We start from the raw sequence: 25,352 nt of genomic DNA, 5'->3' as shown, positions 1-25,352 counted from the left end.
GAATACCCGTCCAGCCCCCACGTCCATCCAGCAGATGCTGCTGTTTCGCATCAACCGCTACTTTGGTGCGGCCGGCGGCGTGGCCATGCGCATGTGCGAGGCGCATTTCGGCATCACGCGCCGCGAGTGGGGCGTGATGGCCACGGTGGCTGCCAACGAGGGCCTGCTGTCGTCGGAGCTGGCCGAACGCGCGCAGCTGGACCGCGCGCGCACCTCGCGCGCCCTCAGCGGGCTGGAGGAAAAGGGCTGGGTGCAGCGCAGCCCCCTGCCCGGCGACCGCCGCCGCGTGGCCGTGTCGCTGACGGCCGAGGGGCGGCGCATGTACGGCCTGATGCTGCCGCGCATGGCTCAGATCCATCTGGACCTGGTGTCGGTGCTCAGCGACGAGGAGCTCGCACAATTCGATACCTTGCTGGCCAGGCTGCAGCGCCATGCGCTGACGCTGGAGGCGGAGGGCCGCTACGACGCCCTGCCGCGCGTGGACCGCGGACGGCACCGGCGCTGACACGCCGACGGCAAAGCCTGCCGCCATGCAGGGCCTGCGGGCGATGACACAATGCATGCCCATGCAATTTCCCTACGAACTGGCCGTCGGCTGGCGCTACACCCGGGCCGGGCGCGCCACGCGCCGCAACGGCTTCATCTCGTTCATCTCCGGCGTCTCCATGCTGGGCATCGCCCTCGGTGTGGCAGCGCTGATCATCGTGCTCAGCGTGATGAACGGCTTCCAGAAGGAAGTGCGCGACCGCATGCTCAGCGTGGTCTCGCACATCGAGATCTTCGCGCCCCAGGGCGCGGCGCTGCCCGATCTGGAGCGCACCATGCGCGAGGCGCGCGCCAACCCCGACGTGCTGGGCGCCGCCCCCTTCGTCGCAGCCCAGGCGCTGCTGGCGCGTGGCGAGGACATGAAGGGCACCCTGGTGCGCGGCATCGATCCGGCGCGCGAGGGCGAGGTCACCGACGTGGCCGCCACCAATGCCGAGGTGCTCCAGCGCCTGGTGCCTGGCGAGTTCAACGTGGTGCTGGGCGTGGAGCTGGCGCGCTCGCTGGGCGTGCGCCAGGGCGACATGGTCACGCTGATCGCCCCGGGCGGCCAGGTCACGCCGGCCGGCGTGGTGCCCCGCCTCAAGCAGATGCATGTGGCAGGCACCTTCGACTCCGGCCACTACGAATACGACTCGGCCCTGGTGATGATGCATTACGAGGACGCGCAGCGCCTGTTCCGCCTGGAAGGGCCGACCGGCATCCGCCTGAAGCTCAAGGACCTGCACGAGGCGCCGCGCGTGGCCATGGAACTGGCCCACACCATCACCGACCGCCTGCTGATCCGCGACTGGACCCAGCAGAACCGCACCTGGTTCGCGGCCGTGCAGCTGGAAAAACGCATGATGTTCATCATCCTCACGCTCATCGTGGCCGTGGCTGCGTTCAACCTCGTGTCCACGCTGGTGATGACGGTGACCGACAAGCGCGCCGACATCGCCATCCTGCGCACGCTGGGCGCCTCGCCGTCCAGCATCATGGGAATCTTCATGGTGCAGGGCGCCATGGTGGGCGTCATCGGCACCTTCGCGGGCCTGCTGCTGGGCCTGGGCATTGCCTTCAACATCGATGTCATCGTGCCGGCCATCGAGCGCCTGCTGCATGCCAACTTCCTGCCCAAGGACATCTACCTGATCAGCAAGATGCCCAGCGATCCGCAGTACAGCGACATCATGCCCATCGCCGTGATCTCCCTGGTCCTGGCCTTTGTCGCCACCATCTACCCGAGCTGGCGCGCCAGCCGCGTGAACCCCGCCGAGGCGCTGCGCTATGAATGAAGTGAATGTGATGCCCGGTTTCGAAGTGTCCCAGCAGGGCGCCGTGGTCCTCGATGCGCGCGGCCTGACCAAGCGCTTCGCCGAAGGACGGCTCAACGTGCAGGTGCTGGCAGGTGTCGACCTGCAGGTGCGTGCGGGCGAGACGCTGGCCATTGTCGGCGCCTCGGGCTCGGGCAAGAGCACGCTGCTGCACCTGCTGGGCGGGCTGGACGCCCCCACCAGCGGCAGCGTCACCCTCAAGGGCGAGCCCCTGCATGAACTCAGCGCCCAGAAGCAGGGTGCGCTGCGCAACAGGCACCTGGGATTCATCTACCAGTTCCACCATCTGCTGCCCGAATTCAGCGCCCAGGACAACGTGGCCATGCCGCTGCGCATACGCCGCGACGACCGGGCCGAGTGCATGGAGCGCGCCGCACGCATGCTGGCGGCCGTGGGCCTGGGCGAACGCATGCTGCACCGTCCGGCCGAACTGTCGGGGGGCGAGCGCCAGCGCGTGGCCATTGCCCGCGCCCTGGTCACCCAGCCGGCCTGCGTGCTGGCCGACGAGCCCACCGGCAACCTGGACCGCAGCACGGCCGACACCGTGTTCCGCCTGATGCTGGAGCTGGCGCGCAGCCATGGCACGGCCTTTGTGATGGTCACGCACGACGAGCAGCTCGCGGCGCGCTGCGACCGCATGGTGCGCCTGGTGCAGGGACAGCTGGCCTGACCCTGTACTGGGTCCTGCGTGCGCCGTCCTGCGCGCTCCGGCGTCAGGCCATGCGCAGCAGCTTGCCGCCCATGTGCGGCGTGCGCACAGGCACCACGGTGGGCGCTGGCGCCGCCTTGATCTGCGGGGCCTCGGGAACCATGGCCGCCGGCAGCGACTTGCGCACGGGTTGCGCGCGGGGCGTGTCGCCGATGTTCACGCTCTGGGCCGTCAGGTCGGCCGTGACCTCGCGCAGCCGCGCAGACTGCGCCATGGAGGCCTGCACCACGTCGCCCATGATGGCCGTGACCTGGTGGGAGGAATCCACGATTTCCTGCATGGTCCCGCCGGCCTGTCGCACCTGCTCGGCGCCCAGAGCCACCTGCTCCACCGAGGTGTGGATGAGCTGCTTGATCTCCTTGGCGGCGGCGGCGCTGTTCTGCGCCAGTGCCCGCACCTCGCCGGCCACCACGGCAAAGCCCCGGCCCTGCTCGCCGGCGCGGGCCGCCTCCACGGCGGCGTTCAGCGCCAGGATATTGGTCTGGAAGGCGATGCCGTCCATCACGCCGATGATGTCGTTGATCTTGCGCGAGCTGGCGCTGATGGACTCCATGGTGCCCATGACCTCGTGCACCGTGCGCCCGCCCTGCTCGGCCACCCGGCAGGCCTGGCGGGCCAGTTCATTGGCCTGGCCTGCGTGCTCGGCACTTTCGCTCAGGCCCTGCATGGCCTCGCCCAGGGTCTGCGCGGCCGTGAAGCGGCGCGTGATATCGCGGGCGTACTTGACTACCTTGAAGGGCCGGCCGTCGGCATCGAGGATGGGGTTGTAGCTGGCCTCGATCCAGACCTGGCGGCCGTGCTTGCCGATGCGCAGGTACTGGCCTGCATCGTGCTGGCCGCTGCCCAGCTTGCGCCAGAACTGCGCGTATTCGGCGCTTTGGCGCTCATGGGGCTGGACGAACATGCTGTGGTGCCGCCCGACGACCTCGTCCAGCGTGTAGCCCATGGCCTGCAGGAACAGGCGGTTGGCATGGAGGATGTTGCCGTCCAGGTCGAACTCGATGATGGCCTGCACCTTGGAGATGGCCGCCAGCTGGCCTTCGGCATCGGCGTTGCGGCGCTGCTGCTCGGTGATGTCGGTGGCGTACTTCACCACCTTGAAGGGCCGGCCATGCCGGTCGAAGATGGGGTTGTAGCTGGCCTGCAGCCAGACATCGCGCCCATCCCTGGCGATGCGCCGGTAGCGCCCCGCATCGTGGATGCCGCTGCCCAGGCGCTGCCAGAACTGGGCGTATTCGGGGGATTCGCTGACCTGGCTGTCCACGAACATGCGGTGGTGCTGGCCGATGACCTCGTGCTCCTCGTAGCCCATGGTGTCCAGGAAGTTCTGGTTGGCAGCCAGCACATGGCCTTGCAGGTCGAACTCGATCACCGCCTGGGACTTGTGTATGGCGGCCAATTGCCCGTCAAGCTCCGCCTTGCGGCGTGCGCCACCGAGGTCCAGGATTCGACTCCATGCTGAGCGCTTCATGGGAATTCCTCTCTCCAAAGCATGCCGGCCGGTGATGCGGGAGCCCGATGCGGGGTGCAAGTGTTACTTTATGTATTTTTATGGAGGCGCAAGCCATTCGTGTATTGATTTTGTCAAACGGAGCCGACTCGCAATAAGCCAAGGGTTTGCCCTTGCTCCGGGCCTCGTCTGCCCCTTGGACGGGCGCCGCCCGGGCCGGTGGCATGATGCGGCCATGCCCGCCTGGATAGACACCCACTGCCACCTCGATGCCCCCGAATTCGACGCCGACCGCGACGCCGTGCGCGCCCAGGCGGCCACTGCGGGCGTGGCGCACCTGGTGATACCGGCCGTGGCACGCGCGCACTGGGACGCCGTGGTGGCACTGGCGCGGCGCCATGGCGACAGCTACGCGCTGGGCATACACCCGTTGTACACGCCACAGGCGAGCGAGCAGGACATCGCTGCGCTGCGCGAGGCCCTGGACCGGCTGCGTGGCGATCCCCAACTGGTGGCCGTGGGCGAGATCGGGCTGGACTTCTTCGTGCCGGGGCTGGACGCACAGCGGCAGGTCTGGTTCTACGAGCAGCAGATCGCGCTGGCGCGCGAGTTCGATCTCCCGGTCATCCTGCATGTGCGCAAGTCCAGCGACCGGCTGCTCAAGACCCTGCGCGCGCGGCCTGTGGCGGGTGGCATTGCCCATGCCTTCAACGGCAGCGTGCAGCAGGCCCAGGCCTTCATCGACCTGGGTTTCAAGCTGGGCTTCGGCGGCGCCGTGACCTATGACCGCGCGCTCAGGCTGCGCGAGCTGGCAGCCAGCTTGCCGCTGGACGCGCTGGTGCTGGAAACCGACGCTCCCGACATTCCGCCGCACTGGCTCTACACCACGGCCGGGCAGCGTGCCCAGGGCCAGGCCCAGGGCCGCAACACGCCAGCCGAGCTGGCACGCATTGCGGACGTGATTGCGCAACTGCGCAGCATCACGCCCCAGGCCCTGGCCGATGCCACGCGCCGCAACGCGCGTGCCGCGCTGCGCGGCCTGCCCGCCATGGCCTGAGCCTGGGCCGCGCATGCCCATGAGCGGTCTTGCCGCCCGCTGCGAGCAGCCCGGCGAGTGCTGGGCGACAATGCCGGCCATGTCCTTGACCGTTCCCGACCTGCCGCCCCCCGGCACCCCGCGCTGGCAGGGCCTGGCGCCGGTGGCCGATGCGCGGACCCGGGCCCTGGTGCTGGGCAGCTTTCCCGGCCTGCGCTCGCTGCAGCAGCAGCAGTACTACGCCCATCCGCAAAACCAGTTCTGGCCCCTGCTCCAGGCCTTGTGGCCCGAGTATCCGCAGCCTGGCCGAGATGACTATGCGGGCCGCTGCGAATGGCTGCTGGCCCGGGGCCTGGGGCTGTGGGATGTGTACGCCAGCTGCGAGCGCGAAGGCAGCCTGGACAGCGCCATCCGCGCTGCCCAGGTGAACGACTTCGCTGGGCTGCGCACGCACTGCCCGCAGTTGACGCTGGCCTTGCACAACGGTGGCGAGAGCTACAAGCACGCCGGCCGCACGCAGGCCCTGGGCCTGGCTGCCGTGAAGCTGCCATCGACCAGCCCGGCCAACGCGAGCTGGCGTTTCGAACGCAAGGTCCAGGCCTGGCGCGAGGCGCTGGCTCTCCATCAACTGCTCTGAATCTTTCCATTTTTCCCGACGTGATACGCAAGACCCGTGGCGCCGCCAAGGCCGCCCCTTCCTCTCCCGCCAACGCCGCAGACGCCGAGCTGCCCGAAGTCAGCGTCTCCGACGATGGCGATGTGCGCCACCTGCACCTGGGCACGCCCTGGATACAGGGCTCCATGCGCATACGCGAGCCCTTCGAGATCGAGCTGGAGTACGTGCAGCGCATGATGGGCTGGCTGCTGTTCATGGAACCCGCCAGCGTGGCCGGCCGCCATGCCATGCAGCTGGGCCTGGGCGCCGCGGCCATCACCAAGTTCTGCCACAAGAAGCTGCGCATGCGCACCACGGCCATCGAGCTGAACCCGCAGGTGCTGGCCGTGTGCCGCAGCTGGTTCAAGCTGCCGCCCGACAGCGACACGCTGCGCGTGGTGCTGGCCGATGCGGCCCAGGAAATCCGCAAGAGCCAGTGGCTGGGCACGGTCGATGCGCTGGCCGTTGATCTCTATGACCACGATGCGGCCGCGCCCGTGCTGGACAGCGCCGAGTTCTATGCCGATTGCCGCAATCTGCTGACCGAGGACGGCATCATGACCGTCAACCTGTTCGGCCGCACCTCCAGCTACGAGCGCAGCCTGGCACGCATGGCCGAAGCCTTTGGCGAAGAGGCCATGTGGGCCTTCCGCCCCACGCGCGAAGGCAACACCGTGGTACTGGCCCAGCGCACCCCGCGCGCGCTCGACCCCGCAGCGCTGCAGGCCGCCAGCGCCCAGGTGCAGGCCCGCTGGGACCTGCCCACCACGCGCTGGCCCAAGATCTTCGTGCGGCCCTGGTAGAGCGGGCTGGCCGGGCAGGGAGGCCGGCAGGCTTACCATAGGGCGCAGTTCAGCTTCCGGCCCAACGCCATGTCCGACCCGACCTCCACCGCACAGCCCACAACCGCCGTCGCTCCGCGCAATCCTTCGGGGCCCCTGGACTGGCGCAGGCTGGTGCAGTGGCTACAGGCCGACGGCGTGATCACGGCCGAAGAGGCCCAGCGCACCGTGGCGCGCTGCTCGCAGGCCGAGAGCACCCAGCACCCGCTGGTCCGGCTGGCCAACGTGGGCGTGGCCCGGGCCGGTGACGGGCGCGCGCTGGACATCGAGGAGCTGACCCAGTACCTGGCGAGCCGCAGCGGCCTGGCCTACCTGCGCATCGACCCGCTGCGCGTGGATGCGGGCCGCGTGGGCGAAATCATGAGCGCCAGCTATGCCGAGCGCCACAAGGTGCTGCCCGTGCAGGTGTCGCCGCAGGAAGTGGTGGTGGCCACGGCCGAGCCCTTCATTGACGACTGGGTGGCCGAGGTCGAGCGCCAGGCGCGCCGCAAGGTGCGCCGCGTGCTGGCCAGTCCGGTGGACCTCAAGCGCTACACGGGCGAGTTCTTCGCCTTGGCCAAGTCGGTGCGCGCTGCTGAGAAGGCCGGCGGTGCGGCCAGCGCGGCCAGCTTCGAGCAACTGGTGGAGCTGGGCAACAGCAGCAAGCAGCTCGATGCCAACGACCAGGGCGTGGTGCGCGTGGTGGACTGGCTGTGGCAATACGCCTTCGACCAGCGCGCCAGCGACATCCACATGGAGCCCCGGCGCGACCAGGGCGTGATCCGCTTTCGCATCGACGGCGTGCTGCATCCGGTCTACCAGGTGCCCATGGGCGTTCTCAACGCCATGGTCTCGCGCGTGAAGCTGCTCGGGCGCATGGACGTGGTGGAAAAGCGCCGTCCCCAGGATGGGCGCATCAAGACCCGCAACCCGCGCGGCGACGAGGTGGAAATGCGCCTGTCCACGCTGCCCACGGCCTTTGGCGAAAAGCTGGTGATGCGGATCTTCGACCCCGACAACACGGTCAAGGACCTGGATGCCCTGGGCTTCACCAGCCATGACGCCCAGCGCTGGAACGAGCTGGTGCGTCGCCCGCACGGCATCATCCTCGTGACCGGTCCCACGGGCTCGGGCAAGACCACCACGCTGTACTCCACGCTCAAGCGTGTGGCCACGGAGGAGGTCAACGTCAGCACCGTGGAGGACCCGATCGAAATGATCGAGCCCAGCTTCAACCAGACCCAGGTGCAGACGCAGCTGGACTTCGGCTTCACCGAGGGACTGCGTTCGCTGATGCGCCAGGACCCGGACATCATCATGGTGGGCGAAATCCGTGACCTGGCCACGGCCGAGATGGCCGTGCAGGCCGCGCTGACCGGCCACCTGGTGTTCTCCACGCTGCACACCAACGATGCGCCCAGCGCCGTGAGCCGGCTGATGGAGCTGGGCGTGCCGCCCTACCTGATCAACGCCACGCTGCTGGGCGTGCTGGCCCAGCGCCTGGTGCGCACGCTGTGCCCGCAATGCAAGCAGCGCGACGAGGAGACTTCGGCCGCCACGCTGGCCGAGGCCGTGCGGCCCTGGAAACTGTCAGGCAGCTACCAGCCCTACAAGCCCGTGGGTTGCGTGGATTGCCGCATGACGGGCTTTCGCGGGCGCATGGGCCTGTACGAGCTGCTGACCGTGAGCGAGGCGCTCAAGCAGCAGATCCACACCTCGCCGTCCATGGATGCGCTGCGCCGCCAGGCCGTGCAGGACGGCATGCGTCCGCTGCGCCTGGCCGGAGCCCTGCGCGTGGCCGAAGGCGTGACCACGCTGCAAGAGGTCATGGCCAGCACGCCCCTGCTGGGCTGACTGGCGGATAAAAACGTAAGTGCCTGCTCTTGCGCAGGCCGTTGCCAATGATGGATGGGGTGCCTGGCATGGGCACCCTTTTTTCCTCATGCGGGTAGGACATGAGGGTATGCCCTTTGTAGGTGGAATCCACATTCGGACACAGTTTTTCTGAACGCAAAATCGCCGGGTCGTGATTCCGTAAGGAGACATTCTCGTGAAAATCAAGAGTCAGAAAGACTTTTTTTCCGGTGTGATGTTTTTGGTTGTAGGCCTCGCTTTTGCGATCGGCGCAACCAACTACACCATCGGCACCGGTGCCCGCATGGGCCCGGGCTACTTCCCGCTGATCCTGGGTGTGCTGATGTCCATTCTGGGCACGGCCATCTGCTTCTCCGGCCTGACCAAGGGCCCCTCCGGCGGTGACAAGATCGGCAAGTGGGCATGGAAGCAGGTGTTCTTCGTCCTGGCCGCGAACTTTGCCTTCGGCATCCTGCTGGTCGGCGTTCCCAATCTGGGCATTCCCCAGTTCGGTCTGATCGTCGCCATCTATGCGCTGGTGTTCATCGCCAGCCTGGGCGGCCATAGCTTCAACTTCAAGGAAGTGGCAATTCTGGCCACCGTCCTTGCCGTAGGCAGCTATGTGGCCTTCGTGTGGGCACTGAATCTGCAGTTCCCCGTCTGGCCCAGCTTCATCACCGGCTAAGCAGGAGCATCGTCCGTGGAACTTTTTCAGAACCTGGCGACCGGCTTCGGCGTCGCCTTCACTTTCCAGAACCTGATCTACTGCTTCGTCGGCTGTCTGCTCGGTACGCTCATCGGCGTGCTTCCAGGCATCGGCCCCGTGGCAACGATCGCCATGCTGCTGCCAGCGACCTACGCCCTGCCTCCGGTGGCGGCGCTGATCATGCTGGCCGGTATCTACTACGGTGCGCAGTACGGTGGCTCGACCACCGCCATTTTGGTGAACCTGCCGGGTGAATCCTCGTCCGTGGTGACCGTGATCGACGGCTACCAGATGGCCAGAAAGGGGCGAGCGGGACCCGCTCTCGCTGCCGCAGGCATAGGCTCGTTCTTCGCAGGCTGCGTGGGCACCGTGATCCTGGCCGCCTTCGCGCCTCCGCTGACGGAAGTGGCCTTCAAGTTCGGCCCTGCCGAGTACTTCTCGCTGATGACCCTGGGCCTGATCGGCGCCGTGGTGCTGGCTTCGGGCTCGCTGCTCAAGGCCATTGCGATGATCGTGCTGGGCCTGCTGCTGGGCATGGTCGGTACCGACGTGAACTCCGGTGTGGCCCGCTACAGCTTCGACATTCCCGAACTGACCGACGGTATCGACTTCGTCGTGATCGCCATGGGCGTGTTCGGCTACGGCGAAATCATTGCCAACCTGTCCAAGCCCGAGGACGAGCGCGAAGTGTTCGCAGCCAAGGTGACGGGCCTGATGCCCACCGCCGAGGACTTCAGGCGCATGCTGCCTGCCATGCTGCGCGGCACGGCCCTGGGTTCTGCCCTGGGTATCCTGCCCGGTGGCGGTGCCATGCTGTCGGCCTTTGCTGCCTACACCATCGAGAAGAAGACCAAGCTCAAGCCGGGCGAAGTCCCCTTCGGCCAAGGCAACATCCGTGGCGTGTGCGCGCCCGAGTCGGCCAACAACGCAGGTTCGCAGACCTCCTTCATCCCGCTGCTGACGCTGGGCATTCCGCCCAACGCCGTGATGGCGCTGATGGTGGGCGCGATGACCATCCACAACATCCAGCCGGGCCCGCAGGTGATGACCAGCAACCCCGAGCTGTTCTGGGGCCTGATTGCCTCGATGTGGATCGGCAACCTGATGCTGATCGTCCTGAACCTGCCGCTGATCGGCGTCTGGATCAAGCTGCTGACCGTGCCCTACCGCTGGCTGTTCCCGTCCATCGTGCTGTTCTGCGCGATCGGCGTGTACGGTACCAACAACAACACCTGGGACGTGTGGATGGTGGGTATTTTCGGCTTCGTGGGCTATGTGTTCCACAAGCTGGGCACCGAACCGGCTCCCTTGCTGCTGGGCTTCATCCTGGGCCCGATGATGGAAGAAAACCTGCGCCGTGCGCTGCTGCTGTCGCGTGGCGACTGGAGCGTGTTCGTGACCCGTCCGATCTCGGCCGGCCTGCTGCTCGCCGCCGTGGTGCTGCTGGTGGTGGTGCTGATGCCCGCAGTGAAGAACAAGCGCGAAGAAGCATTCGTCGAGGATTGATCGCCTCAGCGCTGCAACCATGTTGCTTGACGGCCCTTCGGGGCCGTTTTTTTTTGCGTCGACGAGAAATGCACGTGAAAGCTGTTGATCCCGGATGGCAGGAGGACGCAGCGCCCGTGCCTGCACAATAGCGCGCAGTCTTTCGAGGTCACGATGTCCCCACTTCTGTCATCCCAGCACCCGCTGCGCGTGCTGCTGCACAACGAGATCCATGCGCGTCCAGCCGAGGAAATGCAGGCGCCGCTGGCCATCACCCACGTGGTGATGCTCACCGACGCGGCCCAGCGCGAGGCCAGCCGCGCCCATGTGGCCACCCTGCTGCGCAACCACCACCTGCCCCCGCCCGATGCGGCGACCACGCATGTGCTCATCGATCTGGGCGCCTTTCACCTGCGCTGGGAGCTGCACACGGAATTCGTCTGCTGGACCTTCAGCAAGCCCATGTCGCAGGCCGGCATGGACGATGTGCGCGAGCCCGAGGCCGCCATCGACTACGTGCCGCGCGACTGGCTGGCTGCACTGCCTGGCCAGTGCCTGAGCGGCCTGCACCTGTGGGCCTTGCAGGAACAGGCGATCAACGAGCCGCACCTGGTGCGCCACCTGCTGCAGGAAGACACGCTGGTGGGCGCACGCGTGGCCGGCGATGCGGGCAAGGTCTACACGGACTTCGCCATCCATGCCGATGGCTTCTCGCGCATGCTGCTGCTGGCCGGTGAATCGCTGTCGCCGCGCCGCCTGGGGCGGCTGGTGCAGCGCCTGCTGGAGATCGAGACCTACCGCATGGCGGCCTTGCTGGGCCTGCCTGCCGCCCGCCAGGCCGCTGCCGTTCTGGCCACGGCCGAGCGGGACCTGGCGGCCCTGGCCCATTCCATCCGCCTGGCGGACCGCGATGCCGAGCCGGCGCTGCTGGACCGGCTCACGCGCCTGGCCGGGCAGGTGGAGAGCGAGTACGCCACCACGCACTCGCGCTTTTCCGCCAGTGCGGCCTATTTCGAGCTGGTGGACAAGCGCATTCAGGACATCCAGGAATCACGCATCGACGGCATACAGACCATCCGCGAGTTCATGGACCGGCGCCTGACGCCGGCGCGCAGCACCTGCGAATGGGCGGCGCGGCGGCAGAACGCGCTGTCCGAGCGCGTCTCGCGCGTCAGCAGCCTGCTGCGCACGCGCGTGGAGATCGAGCAGCAGCAAAGCAGCCAGCAACTGCTGGGCGCCATGAACCAGCGCCAGGACATGCAGCTCAAGCTGCAGTCCACGGTGGAAGGCCTGTCCGTGGCCGCCATCACCTACTACTTCACGGGCCTGATCAGCTATCTGGCCAAGGGCGCCAAGGCCCTGGGCTGGCCCTGGTCGCCGGAGAGCACGGCCGCCGTCGCCATTCCCGTGGTGGCGCTGGGTGTGTGGTGGTCCTTGCGCAGGCTGCACCACAGGCTGTTCCGTGGCCAGCACGGCGGCGGCGCGCATTGAAGGCAGCGCCAGGGGCTCGCCGGTGTGCCGGCGAGTTCACGTTTTCTCACGTTTGGCGTGAAAGCGTCGAAGCCTCGCGCACAATGTGCGCTGCCGTTCTGCAAGGATCGAGCAAGGTTGTGTTTGTTCAGGAGTGAGACATGGATCTGGGAATCGCGGGCAAGTGGGCCCTGGTATGTGGCGCCAGCAAGGGCCTGGGCTTTGGCTGTGCCAAGGCGCTGGCGCAAGAGGGTGTGAACCTGGTGATCAATGCGCGCAATCCCGAGGCCCTGCAGGAGGCCGCGGCCAGCCTTGCGGCCCTCGCGCCGCAGGTGAAGGTGCTGGCCGTTGCCGCCGACATCACCACCGAGGAAGGCCGTGCCGCCGTGCTGTCGGCCGCCGGCGGCCCGGGCGTGGATTTCGATATCGTCATCACCAATGCGGGCGGCCCGCCTCCCGGCGATTTCCGTGACTGGGACCGCGCGGCCTGGCTCAAGGCCGTGGACGCCAACATGCTCACGCCCATCGAGCTGATCAAGGCCACGGTGGACGGCATGGCGGCACGCGGCTTCGGCCGCATCGTCAACATCACGTCCAGCGCCGTGAAGGCGCCCATCGACATCCTGGGCCTGTCCAACGGCGCGCGCAGCGGCCTCACGGGCTTTGTGGCGGGCCTGGCGCGCAGCGGCATCGCGGCCAAGGGCGTGACCATCAACAACCTGCTGCCCGGCAAGTTCGACACCGACCGCCTGCGCACCACCTTCACGGCCGCCGCCAACAAGAGCGGCAAGAGCCTGGACGATGTGCGCCTGGTGCAGCAATCCCAGGTGCCGGCGCGCCGCTTCGGCACGCCCGATGAATTCGGCGCCATCTGCGCCTTCCTGTGCAGCGCCCACGCAGGCTACATGACGGGCCAGAACATCCTGCCCGACGGCGGCCTGTACGCAGGAACCTTCTGATGCGCCAGGGCACTGCGACCATGAACGCCTCCGGAGCCCGCAAGCCCCGGACAGTGCCAGGCATGGCCGCGCAGTTGCAAACGGGCGGCGGACAGGGGCGGTCTTGAAAACCCCGGCCCTGCATCGCGGCCAGCGGCCTCGCCGCAGCCTGCCCATGTCGCATGCCATGCAGGGAGCCGGGAGATGAGCGAACTGTCCCACCAGACGGACTGGTCGCAGGCGATTGCAGGCCCCTCCGCGCGCCCGGCGGCTGCGCTCAGTCCCCCAGGCATGCGCCATACCCTGGGCCTGATGCTCGTGCTGCTGACGGTGGCCCTGGCGGCCGCCGTCGTCTGGCTGCTCAGCGGCATGCGCACCACCGCGCAGGAAGAGGCATCGCTGCGCCTGGTGCGCTTTGTGCTCGGTACCGAGGCGGCCATCAGCCGCAGCCTTGAATCCCTGGACGCACTGGCCATGGGGGTGGATGAATGGCTGGGTTCGCGCGATCCCGCATCGGCCTCGCAGCCGCAACTGCAGGAGATGCTGCACGCCATGGAGCGGCAGAACACGCTGGCGCGCCGCGCCTCCGTGCACGACTCCAAGGGCCGCGAGCTGGCGGCTTCGGGCGATGGCCCGGCCATTGATCTGCCGGCCCAGGCCTGGGAGCGCCTTGCGGCCCAAAGCCGCTCAGAATTGCTGGCCAGCCCGCCCTCCGTGGCGCCGCAGCCGCCGGGCGGCGAGCGCATGCTCTATCTGGTGCGCCCGCTGAGCCGTGCGCAGCAAGGTGGCTATGTGCTGATGCAGGTGCCGGTGGCGGCGCTGGGCGCGGTGCTGTCCCAGGGCGGCGTGCTGGACGGACTGGAAGTCACGCTGGAGCAGGGCAGCGGCGAGCTGCTGCTGTCCATGCCCCCCTACGGCGAGGCCTCGGCTGCGCGGTTGCTGCCGGCGACATCGCAGTTGGCGTCCAGCGGCGTCATGCCCATGGCCGCACGCCTGAGCCGAGTGCCCGCCCTGGTGGCCGCGCATCCGCTGCCCAAGGGCAATCTGTGGGTCACGGCCAGCCTGCCCATGTCCTCCGTGCTGGCGGGCTGGCGTGTGGCGGCCTGGCTGATGGTGCTGGCCGTGATGATCTTCGGCGTGCTGCTGGCCATACTGGGCTGGACGGTCCACCGCTACATGGATCGCCTGCATGCCGCGCGCCGTCAGGCACAGCGCTCCGAGCAATGGCTGGACCAGGCGCTGGACAGCATGGTCAGCGGCTTTTTGCTGCTGGATTCACAGCAGCGCGTGCTGCGCTGGAATCGCTGCTACGAGGAGATGTTTCCATGGCATGCGGATCAGCTGGAGCCCGGCCGGCCCCTGCAATCCCTGCTGGATGCCAGCCCCAGCGCCGTGGGTCTGGTGGCGGCGCCGGAGCAGATCGATGAGGCGAAGGACCTGCACCGGCAACTGGTGCTGCGTCCTGGCGTCCCCATGGAGCAGCAACTGGCCAGCGGCCGTTTCGTGCAGATGACGGCGCGCCCGGCTGCCGAGGGCGGCGTGGTCATCACCTACAACGATGTCACCGATATCCGGCTGGCCACGGCCGAGATCGAAAGCCTGGCCTTCTACGATCCTCTGACCAGCCTGCCCAATCGCCGCCTGCTGCTGGACCGCCTGGCCCAGGCCACGGTGCTGGCTGCGCGCGAAGGCTGGACCGGGGCGCTGCTGTTCCTGGACCTGGACCAGTTCAAGATGCTCAACGACACGCTGGGCCATGAAGTGGGCGACCAACTGCTGCAGCAGGTGGCGCACCGGCTGCGCAGCGCCGTGCGCTCTTCGGACACGGTGGCGCGCCTGGGGGGCGATGAATTCGTGGTCATGCTCTGCGAGCTGTCGCACGAGCCTGCCGAGGCGGCCACGCTGGCCCAGCGCATTGGCGAGAAGATCCTGGCGCGGCTCAACCAGTCCTATGTGCTGGGTGCCCACCTGCACCGCAGCGCCTGCAGCATTGGCGCCACGCTGTTCGGCCGCCAGCCGCAGTCGGCGGCCGAGCTGCTCAAGCAGGCGGACATCGCCATGTACCAGATCAAGGCGCGCAACGGCAGCGGCCTGTGCTTCTTCGATCCGCAGATGCAGGTGGAGATCCACCAGCGCGTGCGCATGGAGGGCGACCTGCGCCAGGCCCTGGCGCAGTCCCAGTTCGAGCTGCACTACCAGCCCCAGTTCACGCTGGCAGGCGAGGTCATCGGTGCCGAAGCCCTGCTGCGCTGGCGCCACCCCGAGCGCGGCCTGGTGCCGCCCGGCATGTTCATCGCCGTGGCTGAGGAAAGCGAGATCATCGTGCCGCTGGGCATGTGGGTGGTGCGCACGGCCTGCGAGCAGCTGGCCGCCTGGCAAAAGGATGCGCGGCTGCGCCATCTGCAGGTGGCTGTGAATGTCAGCGCCCGCCAGTTCCGCCACCAGGACTTTGCCTCCCAGGTCATCGAGCAGGTGCGCAGCGCAGGCATCGCCCCCCATCTGCTCAAGCTGGAGCTGACCGAGTCGCTGGTGATCGAGAACGTGCAGGAGTCCATCGCCAAGATGAAGCAGCTGCGCAGCCATGGCGTGTGCTTTTCCATGGACGACTTCGGCACCGGCCATTCCTCGCTGACCTACCTCACCCAGCTGCCGCTGAACCAGCTCAAGATCGACCAGTCCTTCGTGCGCCACCTGGGCATGCGCCATACCGACGATGTGATCGTGCAGACCATCATCGGCATGGCTCGCAACCTCAACCTGGATGTGATCGCCGAAGGCGTGGAAACGCTGGAGCAGCGCGCCCTGCTGGCGCACTACGGCTGCGAGTACTTCCAGGGCTATCTGTTCAGCCCGCCCGTTCCCATCCGCGCGTTCGAACAGCTGCTGGCCAAGGTGCCCGTGCGCACCGCGGCACACGGCCTGCCCAAGGCTATCCCCGGCGCGAAGACACCATGATGCCGCCCACGATGAGTACGAACGCCAGGCCGTGGTACAGGCGCGGCGCTTCGCCCAGCAGCGCGATCGACAGCAGGGCGGTGAACAGCGGGATCAGATTGCCGAAAAAGCCCGCCACGGCCGGGCTGCTGCGCTGCACGCCCAGCCCCCAGAAACGGTAGGCCAGGATGGCCGGGCCCAGGGCGATGAACAGCAGTGCCCCGCCCAGAGGCCAGCCCCACTGAATGTGGAACTGGCCCATGGCCATCTCGCCGCCCGTGAACAGGCCGGACCAGACCAGGCCGAAGACCATCTGGGCCAGCAAAAAGCCTGCCCAGTCCGAGCGCAGCCGCTGCGGGACTTGCGCCTTGGACAGCAGCCAGGTGTAGAGGGCCCAGACCATGGTGGCCAGCACCATGAACAGATCGCCGGGCACGAGCTGCAGATGCAGCAGCAGCTCGGGATCTCCGCGCGAGAGCACCACGGCCACGCCCAGCATCGACAGCAGTGCGCCCAGCAGTTGGCGCCGGCTGACGGGAATGCCCCATACGATGCGGCCCAGGGCCAGCATCCACACCGGCATGCTGGAGCTGACCAGGGTGACATTCAGCGGCGTCGAGGTCTTGAGCGCCAGATACAGCAGCGCGTTGTAGCAGCCGATGCCCAGCAGGCCCAGCACGGCGAACTGCCGCCAGTGGCTCCAGGTGCCGCTGCTGCGGCCCAGTGCCCATCCTGCCAGCGGCACAAGCAGGACAAAGGCAATGGCCCAGCGCAGGAAGTTCAGCGCAAACGGCGAGATCAGGTCATGGACCAGGCGACCCACGATGGCGTTGCCGGCCCACAGCAGGGGCGGCAGCGTCAGGATGGCGGCGGTGGACAGCTTCAGCGGCGGGCTCGTGTGGCTCATAGGCCCGCCACTATAGGTGCTGCGAACGCTCTTTGCCGGCCTTGCGCCAGTCCTGTGCGGGCCCGGTGCAGCGTCTTGCGCGTGGCCTCCCGAAACATGGCACGATGCCGCTCTTGTTGGTTTTTTGCAGGAGTGCATCCCATGGGTATTGCAGTGCAGATCCGCCACAACGGCGGCCCCGAAGTCCTGGAGCTGGTGCAGGTCGCCGTGGGCGAGCCCGGGCCGGGCCAGGTGCGCATACGCCACCATGCGGTGGGCCTGAACTTCATCGATGTCTACCAGCGCTCGGGCCTGTACTCGCTGCCCATGCCCTTGAGCCTGGGCATGGAGGGCGCAGGCGTGGTCGAGGCCGTGGGAGAGGGCGTGCAGCACCTGGGCGTGGGCGACCGCGTGGCCTATGCCAGCAATCCGCCGGGCAGCTACAGCGAAGTGCGTGTCATGCCCGCCATGTGCGTGTGCCGCCTGCCCGACGCCATCGCGTTCGAGACGGCTGCCGCCATGATGCTCAAGGGCCTGACCGCCCAGTACCTGCTCAAGAAATGCATTCCGGTGGAGGGCCTGGCACCGGGTGATGCCGTGCTGTTCCACGCGGCGGCCGGTGGCGTGGGCCTGATTGCCTGCCAATGGGCCAGGGCCATGGGCCTGCAGCTCATCGCCACGGCAGGCTCGGACGAGAAGTGCGCGCTGGCCCTGGCCAACGGCGCGGCCCATGCCATCAACTACCGCAGCGAGAACTTCGCCGAACGCGTGCAGGAAATCACGGGCGGCCAGGGCGTGAAGGTGGTCTACGACAGCGTGGGAAAGGACACCTGGGAAGGCTCGCTGGCCTGCCTGCGGCGCTTTGGGCTGATGGTCAGCTTCGGCAACGCATCCGGTCCCGTGGCGCCTTTCGCACCCGCCGTGCTGGCCGCCAAGTCGTTGTATGTGACGCGCCAGACCCTGTTCTCCCACATCACCAGCCGCGAGGCCACCCAGGCCATGGCCGATGATTTGTTCGCCGTGGTGGAAAGCGGTGCCGTGAAGATCCACATCGACCAGCGCTATCCGCTGGCTGAAGTGCGCCAGGCCCATCTGGACCTGGAGGCACGCAGGACCACGGGCTCCACCATCTTGCTGCCATGAACGGGGAAAAGAGCCCAGCCGACCCAGGCGTGCAGGCATGGCTGAACCGGGTGCGCGCCGCAACCCGCCAGCCTGCGCTGCAGCCGCGCCGGCCGCTTCAGGTGGCGGCAGAGGAAATCGGTTCGCTGGAAGATGGGCTGGCTGCGCAGTTGCCGGACGGGGTGATGCAGGCCCATGGCGTGGCGCTGCGGCAGCAGGCCGGCCACTGGCACCTGCAGGGCGAAGGTGATGCCACGGCCCTGCTCAACGCCCTGGCACGCGTGCTGCGAGCCTGCGGCCACAGCGGCCCCTGGCGCAATGAGCAACTGGCAGTGTGCAACGTGCAGGGCCAGCGCATTGGCACCGTGGAGCGTGGCGCCGTGCGTCCGCTGGGCATTGCCACCCTGGCCGTGCACCTGGTGGGCGAGACGGCCGACGGCCGCATCTGGGTGCAGCAGCGCGCCGACAGCAAGCCCACCAACCCCGGCATGTGGGACACGCTGATGGGCGGCATGGTGGCCGCGCACGATACCCTGGAACAAGCCGTGCAGCGTGAAACCTGGGAAGAGGCCGGCCTGCGCGTGGGCGAGCTGCAGGGCCTGCGCCATGGCGGCCACGTACTGTTCGAGCGCCCCAGCGACGAGGCCGAGGGCCGTGGCTTCATGCGCGAACGCATCGACTGGTTCAGCGCCACCGTGCCGGCTGCGCTGGAGCCCAGCAACCAGGATGGCGAGGTGCAGGCCTTTGCACTGATAGAGCGCGACCAGCTCGTGCAATGGCTGCTGCAGGACCGCTTCACGCCCGAGGCCGCCCAGGTGCTGGCGGCCTGGCTGGGCTGGTGAACGGGCAAGGCTTGCGGCGCCTCAGCGCGCCGCCTTGTCCAGCGCCGATTCCTTGAGCCGGCTGGGCGCCAGGGCGCCGGCCGATTCCAGGATGGGATAGGCCACAGAGCACAGCAGCGAGTTGATGCGCTTGAGGTCGCTGATGAGGTCGATGTGCAGCGAGCTGGTCTCTATGCTGGAGACGGTGTTGTCGGACAGGCGGGCCAGGTGGGTGGCCGAGTAGGCCAGTTCCAGATCGCGAAAGCGCGCCTTTTCCTCCAGCAGCTTCTGGGCCTCGCGCACATTGCCGTTGAGAAAGACGCTCATGGCCAGGCGCAGATTGTCCAGCAGGTGGTGCAGCAGCTCGCGGATCTCCTGCGTGCCGGCCTCGGAAAACTGGCGGCCCTTCTTGATCTTCTTGTCCTCGATGTCCAGCAGCACGCGCTCGATGATGTCCCCGATCTGCTCCATGTTGATGGTGAAGCTGATGATTTCGGTCCAGCGCTGGCCCTCGCGTTCGTCGAGTTCGGCGCGCGAGATCTTGGTCATGTAGTACTTGATGGCCGAGTACAGGTCGTCCACCGTGCCTTCGAGTTCGCGCAGCTCCTGGGACAGCTTGAGGTCGTCGGTCTCCAGCACGCGCTGCATGCCGATCAGCATGGACTCGACCATGTCGGCCTGGTGCAGGGCCTCGCGCGCGGCGCAGGAAATGGCAAGCGACGGCGTGCTCAGCGCCGAGGGGTCCAGGTGGCGGGGCCGCAGCAGGCTGGTGGAACTGGCCTCGGGCTTGGGCAGCAGGGCCGTCACCCAGCGCGCCACGGTCTGCGTCAGGCCGATGAAGCACAGGCTGTTGAAGATGTTGAAGGCCAGGTGGAACAGCACGATGTTCTGGCCCTTGCCGTCGATCAGCGGCATCACATAGGTGGCCCACAGCCCCAGGAAGGGCGCCACGATGGCCACGCCCATGATCTTGAACAGCATGTTGCCGATGGTGACCTGGCGCACTTCCACGCTGGACTTGGCCGTGGTCAGCACGGCCACCAGGCCGCTGCCGATGTTGGCGCCCAGCGTCAGGCCCAGCGCCACTTCCATGGGAATCGCGCCCGAGCTGGCCATGGCCGCGATCAGCAGCACGATGGCCAGGCTGGAATAGGCCATCACGGCCAGCAGCGCACCCAGCAGCAGCTCCATGAAGATGTCGCTGGTGACAGAGGCCAGCAGGGTGCGCACGGCGGGGGCTTCCAGCAGCGGCTCGGTGGCATCGACCACCAGGCGCAGGGCCAGCAGCATCACGCCCAGCCCGATGAGCACGCGGCCTATGCGCCCGGCCGTGGTGTCCTGGCGCGTGATGAACAGCACCACGCCGACAAAGATGAACAGCGGCGACAGCCAGGACAGGTCGGTGGAGAACAGCACGGCCATCAGCGCCGTGCCCACGTCGGCGCCGCGCATCACGGCCAGCGCGGCCGGCAGCGAGATCAGGCCCTGGCCCACGAAGGCCGAGGTCATCAGCGAGGTCGCCGTGCTCGACTGCACCAGCGCAGTCACGCCCAGGCCGGACAGCGCGGCCGAGAAGCGGTTGCTCATGCTGTGGGCGAGCAGGTTGCGCAGGTTGGCGCCGAACACCCGCAGCACGCCGGTGCGGACCATGTGCGTGCCCCAGACCAGCAGGGCGATGGCGGCCAGTAGATTGAGTAAGTGCTTCATGTGCTGTGAGCGGAGAAGCGGACCAATATAACCCCGGTCCCGGCTTGCGCGCAGGAGAGTCGGCCGCATGAGCGCACAGTTTGGTGCGAAATAAGGAAAATTGTAGAAATAAAACGAATCGAAAAGAATTTCGGTTGACCCAAAACGCACTCAGGAAAACCCGAGGAAAACCCGCCGGCATGCAGCCGGTGGCCCCCTCAATGAAAAAGCCCCTCGCAAGAGGGGCTGGCGGCGGCGGCGGCTCCGGCTGCGGCAGGGATCAGGCGCCCTTGGCCCGCCGTGCGCGCAGCACCTCGTCCAGGATCAGCAGGGCCGCGCCCACGCTGATGGCGATGTCGGCCGCATTGAAGGCCGGAAAGTGCGAACGGCCCCAGTAGAAGTCCAGGAAGTCCACCACGTAGCCGTGCTGCAGGCGGTCCACCACGTTGCCGATGGCACCGCCCAGGATGCTGGCCAGCGAGAAGCAAAACAGCTTCTGCCCCGGATGCTTGCGCAACTGCCAGACGATGAGCAGCGTGGCCGCCGCGCCGATGCCCACGAACAGCCAGCGCTGCCAGCCACCGGCTCCAGCCAGAAACGAGAAGGCCGCCCCCGTGTTGTGGGCCCGCACGATGTTGAAAAAGCCCGTGATCGGCGTCCAGTCGCCCAGCTGGTAGGCATCAAGGATCCACTGCTTGGTGAGCTGGTCGATGGCGATGATCGCCAGCGACCAGGCCAGCCAGGGCCAGATGCGGCGGCTGCGGGATTCGGGGACTGCGGCAAAGCTAGGGGTCATGGCAGCGCCTCGGTGGGATTACGCCTTGCGGCGCTCTTCGCCGGCACCGTGCAGGTTGCTGTCGCAACGGCCGCACAGGCTGGGGTGCTCGGGATTGATGCCCACGTCGGCACGGTAGTGCCAGCAGCGGTCGCACTTGGCATGGCTGCTGGGTGCGACGGCGGCCTGCAGCGTCTCGCCCGCCAGGGCCTCGGCGGCCGAGGTGATGAAGACGAACTTCAGGTCGTCGCCCAGGCTTTGCAGCAGGGCCAGGTCTTCGGGCTGCGCCGAGACACGGACTTCGGCCTGCAGCGAGGAGCCGACCCGGCCTTCGGCGCGCACGGCCTCGATGTCCTTGTTCACCACGTCGCGGATCTCGCGCAGGCGGGCCCACTTGGCCAGCAGGGCCTCGTCGCCGGCCGGCAGGTCGGTGTAGGTCTCCAGGAAGATGGACTCGCTGTCGCCGAAGACCTTCCAGGCCTCTTCGGCCGTGAAGGACAGGAAGGGCGCCATCCAGCGCAGCATGGCGTGCGTGATCTGGTGCAGGGCGGTCTGGGCGCTGCGGCGGGCCAGGCTCTTGGGCGCGCTGGTATACAGGCGGTCCTTGAGCACGTCCAGGTAGAAGCCGCCCAGGTCTTCCGAGCAGAACAGCTGCAGCTTGGCCACCACGGGGTGGAATTCGTAGACCTTGTAGTGGGCCAGCACCTCGGCCTGGAACTGGGCCGCGCGGGCCAGGGCCCAGCGGTCGATTTCCAGCAGCTCTTCGGTGGCAACCGAGTCTTTCGCCGCGTCGAAGTCGCTGACGTTGGCCAGCAGGAAGCGCAGCGTGTTGCGGATGCGGCGGTAGGCGTCCACCACGCGGGCCAGGATCTTGTCGTCGATGCCCAGGTCGCCCGAGTAGTCGGTCGAGGCCACCCACAGGCGGATGATCTCGGCGCCCATCTTGTTGCTCACGTCCTGCGGGGCGACGGTGTTGCCCAGCGACTTGGACATCTTCTTGCCCTGGCCGTCCACGGTGAAGCCGTGGGTCAGCAGGCCGCGGTAGGGCGCGCGCCCGAAGATGGCCGAGGCCAGCAGCAGCGACGAATGGAACCAGCCGCGGTGCTGGTCATGGCCTTCCAGGTAAAGGTCGGCCTCGGGGCCCTGGTCGTGGTACATGTCGGCGTGCGTGCCGCGCATCACATGCCAGAAGGTGGAGCCGGAGTCGAACCAGACTTCGAGGATGTCGGTGCTCTTGGTGTAGTGCACGGCTTCCTCGGCGCCCAGGATGTCCTCGGCCGTCACGCGGCTCCAGGCCTCGATGCCGCCTTGCTCGACCATGGCGGCGGCCTGGTCGATGATCTCCATGGTGCGCGGATGCAGTTCGCCGCTGTCCTTGTGCAGGAAGAAGGGCAGGGGCACGCCCCAGCTGCGCTGGCGCGAGATGCACCAGTCGGGCCGGCCGGCGATCATGTCGCGCAGGCGGGTCTTGCCGTTCTCCGGGTAGAACTGGGTGTGCTCGATGGCTTCCAGCGCGATCTGGCGCAGCGTCTGCGCGGGCTTGTCACCGGGCTTGGTGAACACGCCCTCGCCCTCATCCATGCGGATGAACCACTGGGCGGCGGCGCGGTAGATCACCGGCGTCTTGTGGCGCCAGCAGTGCGGGTAGCTGTGGGTGATGGTCGTGGTATCCAGCAGGCGGTCGCCCAGCTTGAGCGCATCGATGATGACGGGGACGGCCTTCCAGATGTGCTGGCCGCCGAACAGCGGCAGCTCGGGTGCGTAGACGCCGTTGCCCTGCACGGGGCTCAGGATGTTATCGCGCGTCATGCCGTTGTTCATGCAGCTGTTGAAGTCGTCCACGCCGTAGGCGGGGGCCGAGTGCACGATGCCGGTGCCGTCATCGGCCGTGGCGTAGTCGGCCAGGAACACGGGCGAGACGCGGTCAAAGCCCTTGTCCACGTGGGCCAGCGGGTGCTTGAACTGCAGGTGGTCCAGCTTCCTTCCCACGGCGGTGGCAAGGACCTGGCCTTCGAGCTTCCAGCGTGCCAGGCATTTCTCGACCAGGGCGGAGGCCACGATCAGCAGGCCGCGCTCGGTATCCACCAGGCTGTATTCCAGCTCGGGGTTGACGTTGAGCGCCTGGTTGGCGGGGATGGTCCAGGCCGTCGTCGTCCAGATGACGATGAAGGCGGGCTTGGCCAGCGAGGTCAGCCCGAAGGCGGCCGCCAGCCTGTCGGGCTCGGCCGTGGGGAACATCACGTCCAGCGTCTGGCTTTGCTTGTCGGCGTACTCGATCTCGAACTCGGCCAGCGAGGAGCCGCAGTCAAAGCACCAGTACACCGGCTTGAGGCCGCGGTAGACGAAGCCGCGCTCCATGACGCGCTTCAAGGCGCGCAGCTCGGCGGCCTCGTTGGCGTAGTTCATGGTCTTGTAGGGATGGTCCCAGTCGCCGAGCACGCCCAGGCGCTTGAAGTCCACCATCTGCTGGGCGATCTGCTCGGTGGCGAATGCACGGCTCTTGGCCTGCATCTCGTCGCGCGGCAGATTGCGGCCATGCAGCTTTTCGATGGCGTTCTCGATGGGCAGGCCGTGGCAGTCCCAGCCCGGCACGTACATGGCGTCGAAGCCCTCGAGCTGGCGGCTCTTGACGATCATGTCCTTGAGCGCCTTGTTCACCGCATGGCCGATGTGGATCTTGCCGTTGGCGTAGGGCGGGCCGTCGTGCAGGATGAACTTGGGCGCACCGTGGCGCGCATCGCGCAGCTTCTTGTAGATGCCCTTGTCCTCCCATTCCTGGACCCAGCCCGGCTCGCGCTTGGGCAGGTCGCCGCGCATGGGGAAGGGCGTGTCGGGCATGTTCAGCGTGGCGCGATAGCCCGCATTGGCGTTGGGAGAGACTTTCGAATCAGACATGGAGAACCTTGAAAGCAGGCCAGAGCCCGGACCGTCTGGTCCAGGCACGGGAAAAAGGGGAGGAAGCCTGGTGCGCACCCGCGCCCGGGCAGGTGACGGAGATCGTCAAATTCGGTCGCGCGTGGTCTGGCGACGGGTCTCGGTGTAGATGGGTGTGTGGATGGTGGCGAAGAACGCGCGCGCGTCATCGCAGTCCTTGGCGATGCCGGCGGTGAGGGCGTCGAGACTGTCGTACTTCAGCTCGTCGTGCAGTTTGTGCAGAAGTTCCACGCGGATGATTTTACCGTAGGCCTCTTCGCCACCCGGCGCGCCGGGCCAATCGAGGCAGTGGGTTTCCAGCAGGACGCGCCCGCCGTTGACATCCGTCGGGTCCAGGGAAGGGCGCACACCGAGGTTGGCCACGCCGCGCAGAGGACGCTCATGCAGTCCGTGGACCAGCACCGCGAAGATGCCGCTGGCCGCGGGCTTCCAATGGTTGAAGCGCAGGTTCAGCGTTCGAAAGCCGTCGCCCGCGCCCTGGCGGCTTTCGGCCAGGCTGCGGCCCAGCTTGCGCCCGTGGACCACATGGCCGGAGATGGTGTAGGGATGACCCAGCAGCCGCGCCGCATCCTGCATGCGCCCCTCGGCCAGGGCGCAGCGCACATGGGTGCTGGACACGCGCAGGCCATGCACTTCGTAGCTGTTCATGCGGGCTACGTCAAAGCCCTGGCGCTGGCCTGCCGCGTCCAGCATGGCGTAGTCGCCCGCGCGCTGGGCGCCGAAGCGGAAATCGTCGCCGACCAGCACGTATTTCGCGCCCAGGCCGGCCACCAGCACCTCATCGATGAAGGCCTGGGGCGCATGGCTGGCCAGCGCCCGGTTGAAGGGCAGCACCACGGTCTGGTCCACGCCGCAGCGCTGCAGCTCCGACAGCTTGTCGCGCAGCGTGCCTATGCGCGCCGGCGCGATCTCGGGCCGGCCCAGGGCCTGGGCGAAGTAGTCGCGCGGATGGGGCTCGAAGGTCAGCACGCAGGTGGGCACGCCACGCTGGGCAGCTTCAGCCGACAGCAGGGCCAGCATGGCCTGGTGACCCCGGTGAACACCATCGAAATTGCCGATGGTGACGGCGCAGGCCGGTTCTCGCCCTGGATGGTTGAAGCCTCGAAAAATCTTCATGGGACGCTTTGTTTTCAATAGCGGCTGGCACGCGCGCAGCCAGCGCAGGCTGTCAATCCGACACGGAAACAGAGTATATTGCCTCGATAAGGCCT

Annotated in this window: 20 protein-coding genes; 14 read left to right on the top strand and 6 right to left on the bottom strand. The window is 67.4% G+C overall.

The genetic code is table 11. The annotated features are described in order from the left end of the window. Positions 1 to 34: 34 nt before the first annotated feature. The 3 genes from ACF8ME_RS01985 (at position 35) to lolD (ending at position 2,529) form a co-directional block, all read left to right on the top strand. Entirely contained in the window at positions 35 to 505 is a 471-nt protein-coding gene (locus ACF8ME_RS01985) for a MarR family winged helix-turn-helix transcriptional regulator (RefSeq protein ID WP_392415488.1), read from the top strand. Positions 506 to 566: 61 nt separating this feature from the next. Continuing rightward, the gene (locus ACF8ME_RS01980) at positions 567 to 1,820 is read left to right on the top strand and encodes a lipoprotein-releasing ABC transporter permease subunit (protein ID WP_034347641.1); all 1,254 of its coding nucleotides are present in this window, start codon (positions 567 to 569) and stop codon (positions 1,818 to 1,820) included. Then, positions 1,813 to 2,529 carry a lipoprotein-releasing ABC transporter ATP-binding protein LolD gene (lolD, locus tag ACF8ME_RS01975; protein WP_013800885.1) on the top strand — a complete coding sequence of 239 codons (717 nt, stop codon included), beginning with the start codon at positions 1,813 to 1,815 and terminating at the stop codon, positions 2,527 to 2,529. Before ACF8ME_RS01980 ends, lolD begins: the two co-directional genes overlap by 8 nt. Positions 2,530 to 2,572: 43 nt before the next feature. On the opposite strand, the gene ACF8ME_RS01970 is transcribed toward lolD, so the two are convergent. Beyond that, on the bottom strand, positions 2,573 to 4,039 hold the full coding sequence (locus tag ACF8ME_RS01970; protein ID WP_209799619.1) for a methyl-accepting chemotaxis protein: 1,467 nt from the start codon (positions 4,037 to 4,039) through the stop codon (positions 2,573 to 2,575). Positions 4,040 to 4,253: 214 nt separating this feature from the next. Here ACF8ME_RS01970 and ACF8ME_RS01965 point away from each other — a divergent pair, with 214 nt between their 5' ends. The 9 genes from ACF8ME_RS01965 to ACF8ME_RS01925 all read left to right on the top strand — a co-directional run bounded on the left by ACF8ME_RS01965 (position 4,254) and on the right by ACF8ME_RS01925 (position 15,938). Next, positions 4,254 to 5,075, top strand: a complete 822-nt coding sequence (locus tag ACF8ME_RS01965; RefSeq protein WP_392415056.1) for a TatD family hydrolase — start codon at positions 4,254 to 4,256, stop codon at positions 5,073 to 5,075. A gap of 70 nt (positions 5,076 to 5,145) precedes the next feature. After that, on the top strand, positions 5,146 to 5,691 hold the full coding sequence (locus ACF8ME_RS01960; protein WP_046984438.1) for a DNA-deoxyinosine glycosylase: 546 nt from the start codon (positions 5,146 to 5,148) through the stop codon (positions 5,689 to 5,691). Positions 5,692 to 5,711: 20 nt separating this feature from the next. Continuing rightward, positions 5,712 to 6,512, top strand: coding sequence for a hypothetical protein (locus tag ACF8ME_RS01955; RefSeq protein ID WP_016445733.1), 801 nt, complete (start codon positions 5,712 to 5,714; stop codon positions 6,510 to 6,512). Positions 6,513 to 6,581: 69 nt separating this feature from the next. Next, positions 6,582 to 8,384: a GspE/PulE family protein gene (locus tag ACF8ME_RS01950; protein WP_016445734.1), complete on the top strand. Its 1,803-nt coding sequence runs from the start codon at positions 6,582 to 6,584 to the stop codon at positions 8,382 to 8,384. A 196-nt stretch (positions 8,385 to 8,580) separates the two neighbouring features. Then, a complete protein-coding gene (locus ACF8ME_RS01945) occupies positions 8,581 to 9,069 on the top strand; it encodes a tripartite tricarboxylate transporter TctB family protein (RefSeq protein ID WP_160851317.1) in 489 nt (162 codons plus the stop codon). Between the two features lie 15 nt (positions 9,070 to 9,084). Next, positions 9,085 to 10,596, top strand: a complete 1,512-nt coding sequence (locus ACF8ME_RS01940; RefSeq protein ID WP_392415054.1) for a tripartite tricarboxylate transporter permease — start codon at positions 9,085 to 9,087, stop codon at positions 10,594 to 10,596. A 153-nt stretch (positions 10,597 to 10,749) separates the two neighbouring features. After that, positions 10,750 to 12,066: a DUF3422 family protein gene (locus ACF8ME_RS01935; RefSeq protein ID WP_016445737.1), complete on the top strand. Its 1,317-nt coding sequence runs from the start codon at positions 10,750 to 10,752 to the stop codon at positions 12,064 to 12,066. 140 nt (positions 12,067 to 12,206) lie between these two features. Next, on the top strand, positions 12,207 to 13,004 hold the full coding sequence (locus tag ACF8ME_RS01930) for an SDR family oxidoreductase (protein WP_016445738.1): 798 nt from the start codon (positions 12,207 to 12,209) through the stop codon (positions 13,002 to 13,004). Between the two features lie 183 nt (positions 13,005 to 13,187). Continuing rightward, positions 13,188 to 15,938 carry an EAL domain-containing protein gene (locus ACF8ME_RS01925; RefSeq protein WP_392415053.1) on the top strand — a complete coding sequence of 917 codons (2,751 nt, stop codon included), beginning with the start codon at positions 13,188 to 13,190 and terminating at the stop codon, positions 15,936 to 15,938. Here the strand turns inward: ACF8ME_RS01925 and ACF8ME_RS01920 are convergent. Next, on the bottom strand, positions 15,913 to 16,824 hold the full coding sequence (locus ACF8ME_RS01920; RefSeq protein ID WP_016445740.1) for a DMT family transporter: 912 nt from the start codon (positions 16,822 to 16,824) through the stop codon (positions 15,913 to 15,915). The genes ACF8ME_RS01925 and ACF8ME_RS01920 overlap by 26 nt on opposite strands. Positions 16,825 to 16,965: 141 nt before the next feature. Between ACF8ME_RS01920 and ACF8ME_RS01915 the strand changes: the two genes are divergently transcribed. Both ACF8ME_RS01915 and ACF8ME_RS01910 read left to right on the top strand, forming a co-directional pair. Beyond that, entirely contained in the window at positions 16,966 to 17,946 is a 981-nt protein-coding gene (locus ACF8ME_RS01915) for a quinone oxidoreductase (RefSeq protein WP_016445741.1), read from the top strand. Next, entirely contained in the window at positions 17,943 to 18,767 is an 825-nt protein-coding gene (locus tag ACF8ME_RS01910) for an NUDIX domain-containing protein (RefSeq protein ID WP_016445742.1), read from the top strand. Before ACF8ME_RS01915 ends, ACF8ME_RS01910 begins: the two co-directional genes overlap by 4 nt. A gap of 21 nt (positions 18,768 to 18,788) precedes the next feature. Here ACF8ME_RS01910 and ACF8ME_RS01905 read toward each other — a convergent pair whose 3' ends face one another. The 4 genes from ACF8ME_RS01905 to ACF8ME_RS01890 all read right to left on the bottom strand — a co-directional run bounded on the left by ACF8ME_RS01905 (position 18,789) and on the right by ACF8ME_RS01890 (position 25,257). Further along, entirely contained in the window at positions 18,789 to 20,453 is a 1,665-nt protein-coding gene (locus ACF8ME_RS01905) for a Na/Pi cotransporter family protein (RefSeq protein ID WP_016445743.1), read from the bottom strand. A gap of 259 nt (positions 20,454 to 20,712) precedes the next feature. Then, entirely contained in the window at positions 20,713 to 21,228 is a 516-nt protein-coding gene (gene lspA / locus ACF8ME_RS01900) for a signal peptidase II (protein WP_016445744.1), read from the bottom strand. A gap of 18 nt (positions 21,229 to 21,246) precedes the next feature. Next, positions 21,247 to 24,102, bottom strand: coding sequence for an isoleucine--tRNA ligase (gene ileS, locus ACF8ME_RS01895; protein WP_392415050.1), 2,856 nt, complete (start codon positions 24,100 to 24,102; stop codon positions 21,247 to 21,249). A 105-nt stretch (positions 24,103 to 24,207) separates the two neighbouring features. Further along, on the bottom strand, positions 24,208 to 25,257 hold the full coding sequence (locus ACF8ME_RS01890; protein WP_392415049.1) for a bifunctional riboflavin kinase/FAD synthetase: 1,050 nt from the start codon (positions 25,255 to 25,257) through the stop codon (positions 24,208 to 24,210). Positions 25,258 to 25,352 lie beyond the last annotated feature (95 nt).

The organism is Delftia sp. WSY_7, from assembly GCF_043104845.1.
GTDB classification, from domain to species: domain Bacteria; phylum Pseudomonadota; class Gammaproteobacteria; order Burkholderiales; family Burkholderiaceae_C; genus Comamonas; species Comamonas tsuruhatensis.
Note: the sequence above shows the minus strand (reverse complement) of the source record. Positions and strands in the feature narration are given on the sequence as shown.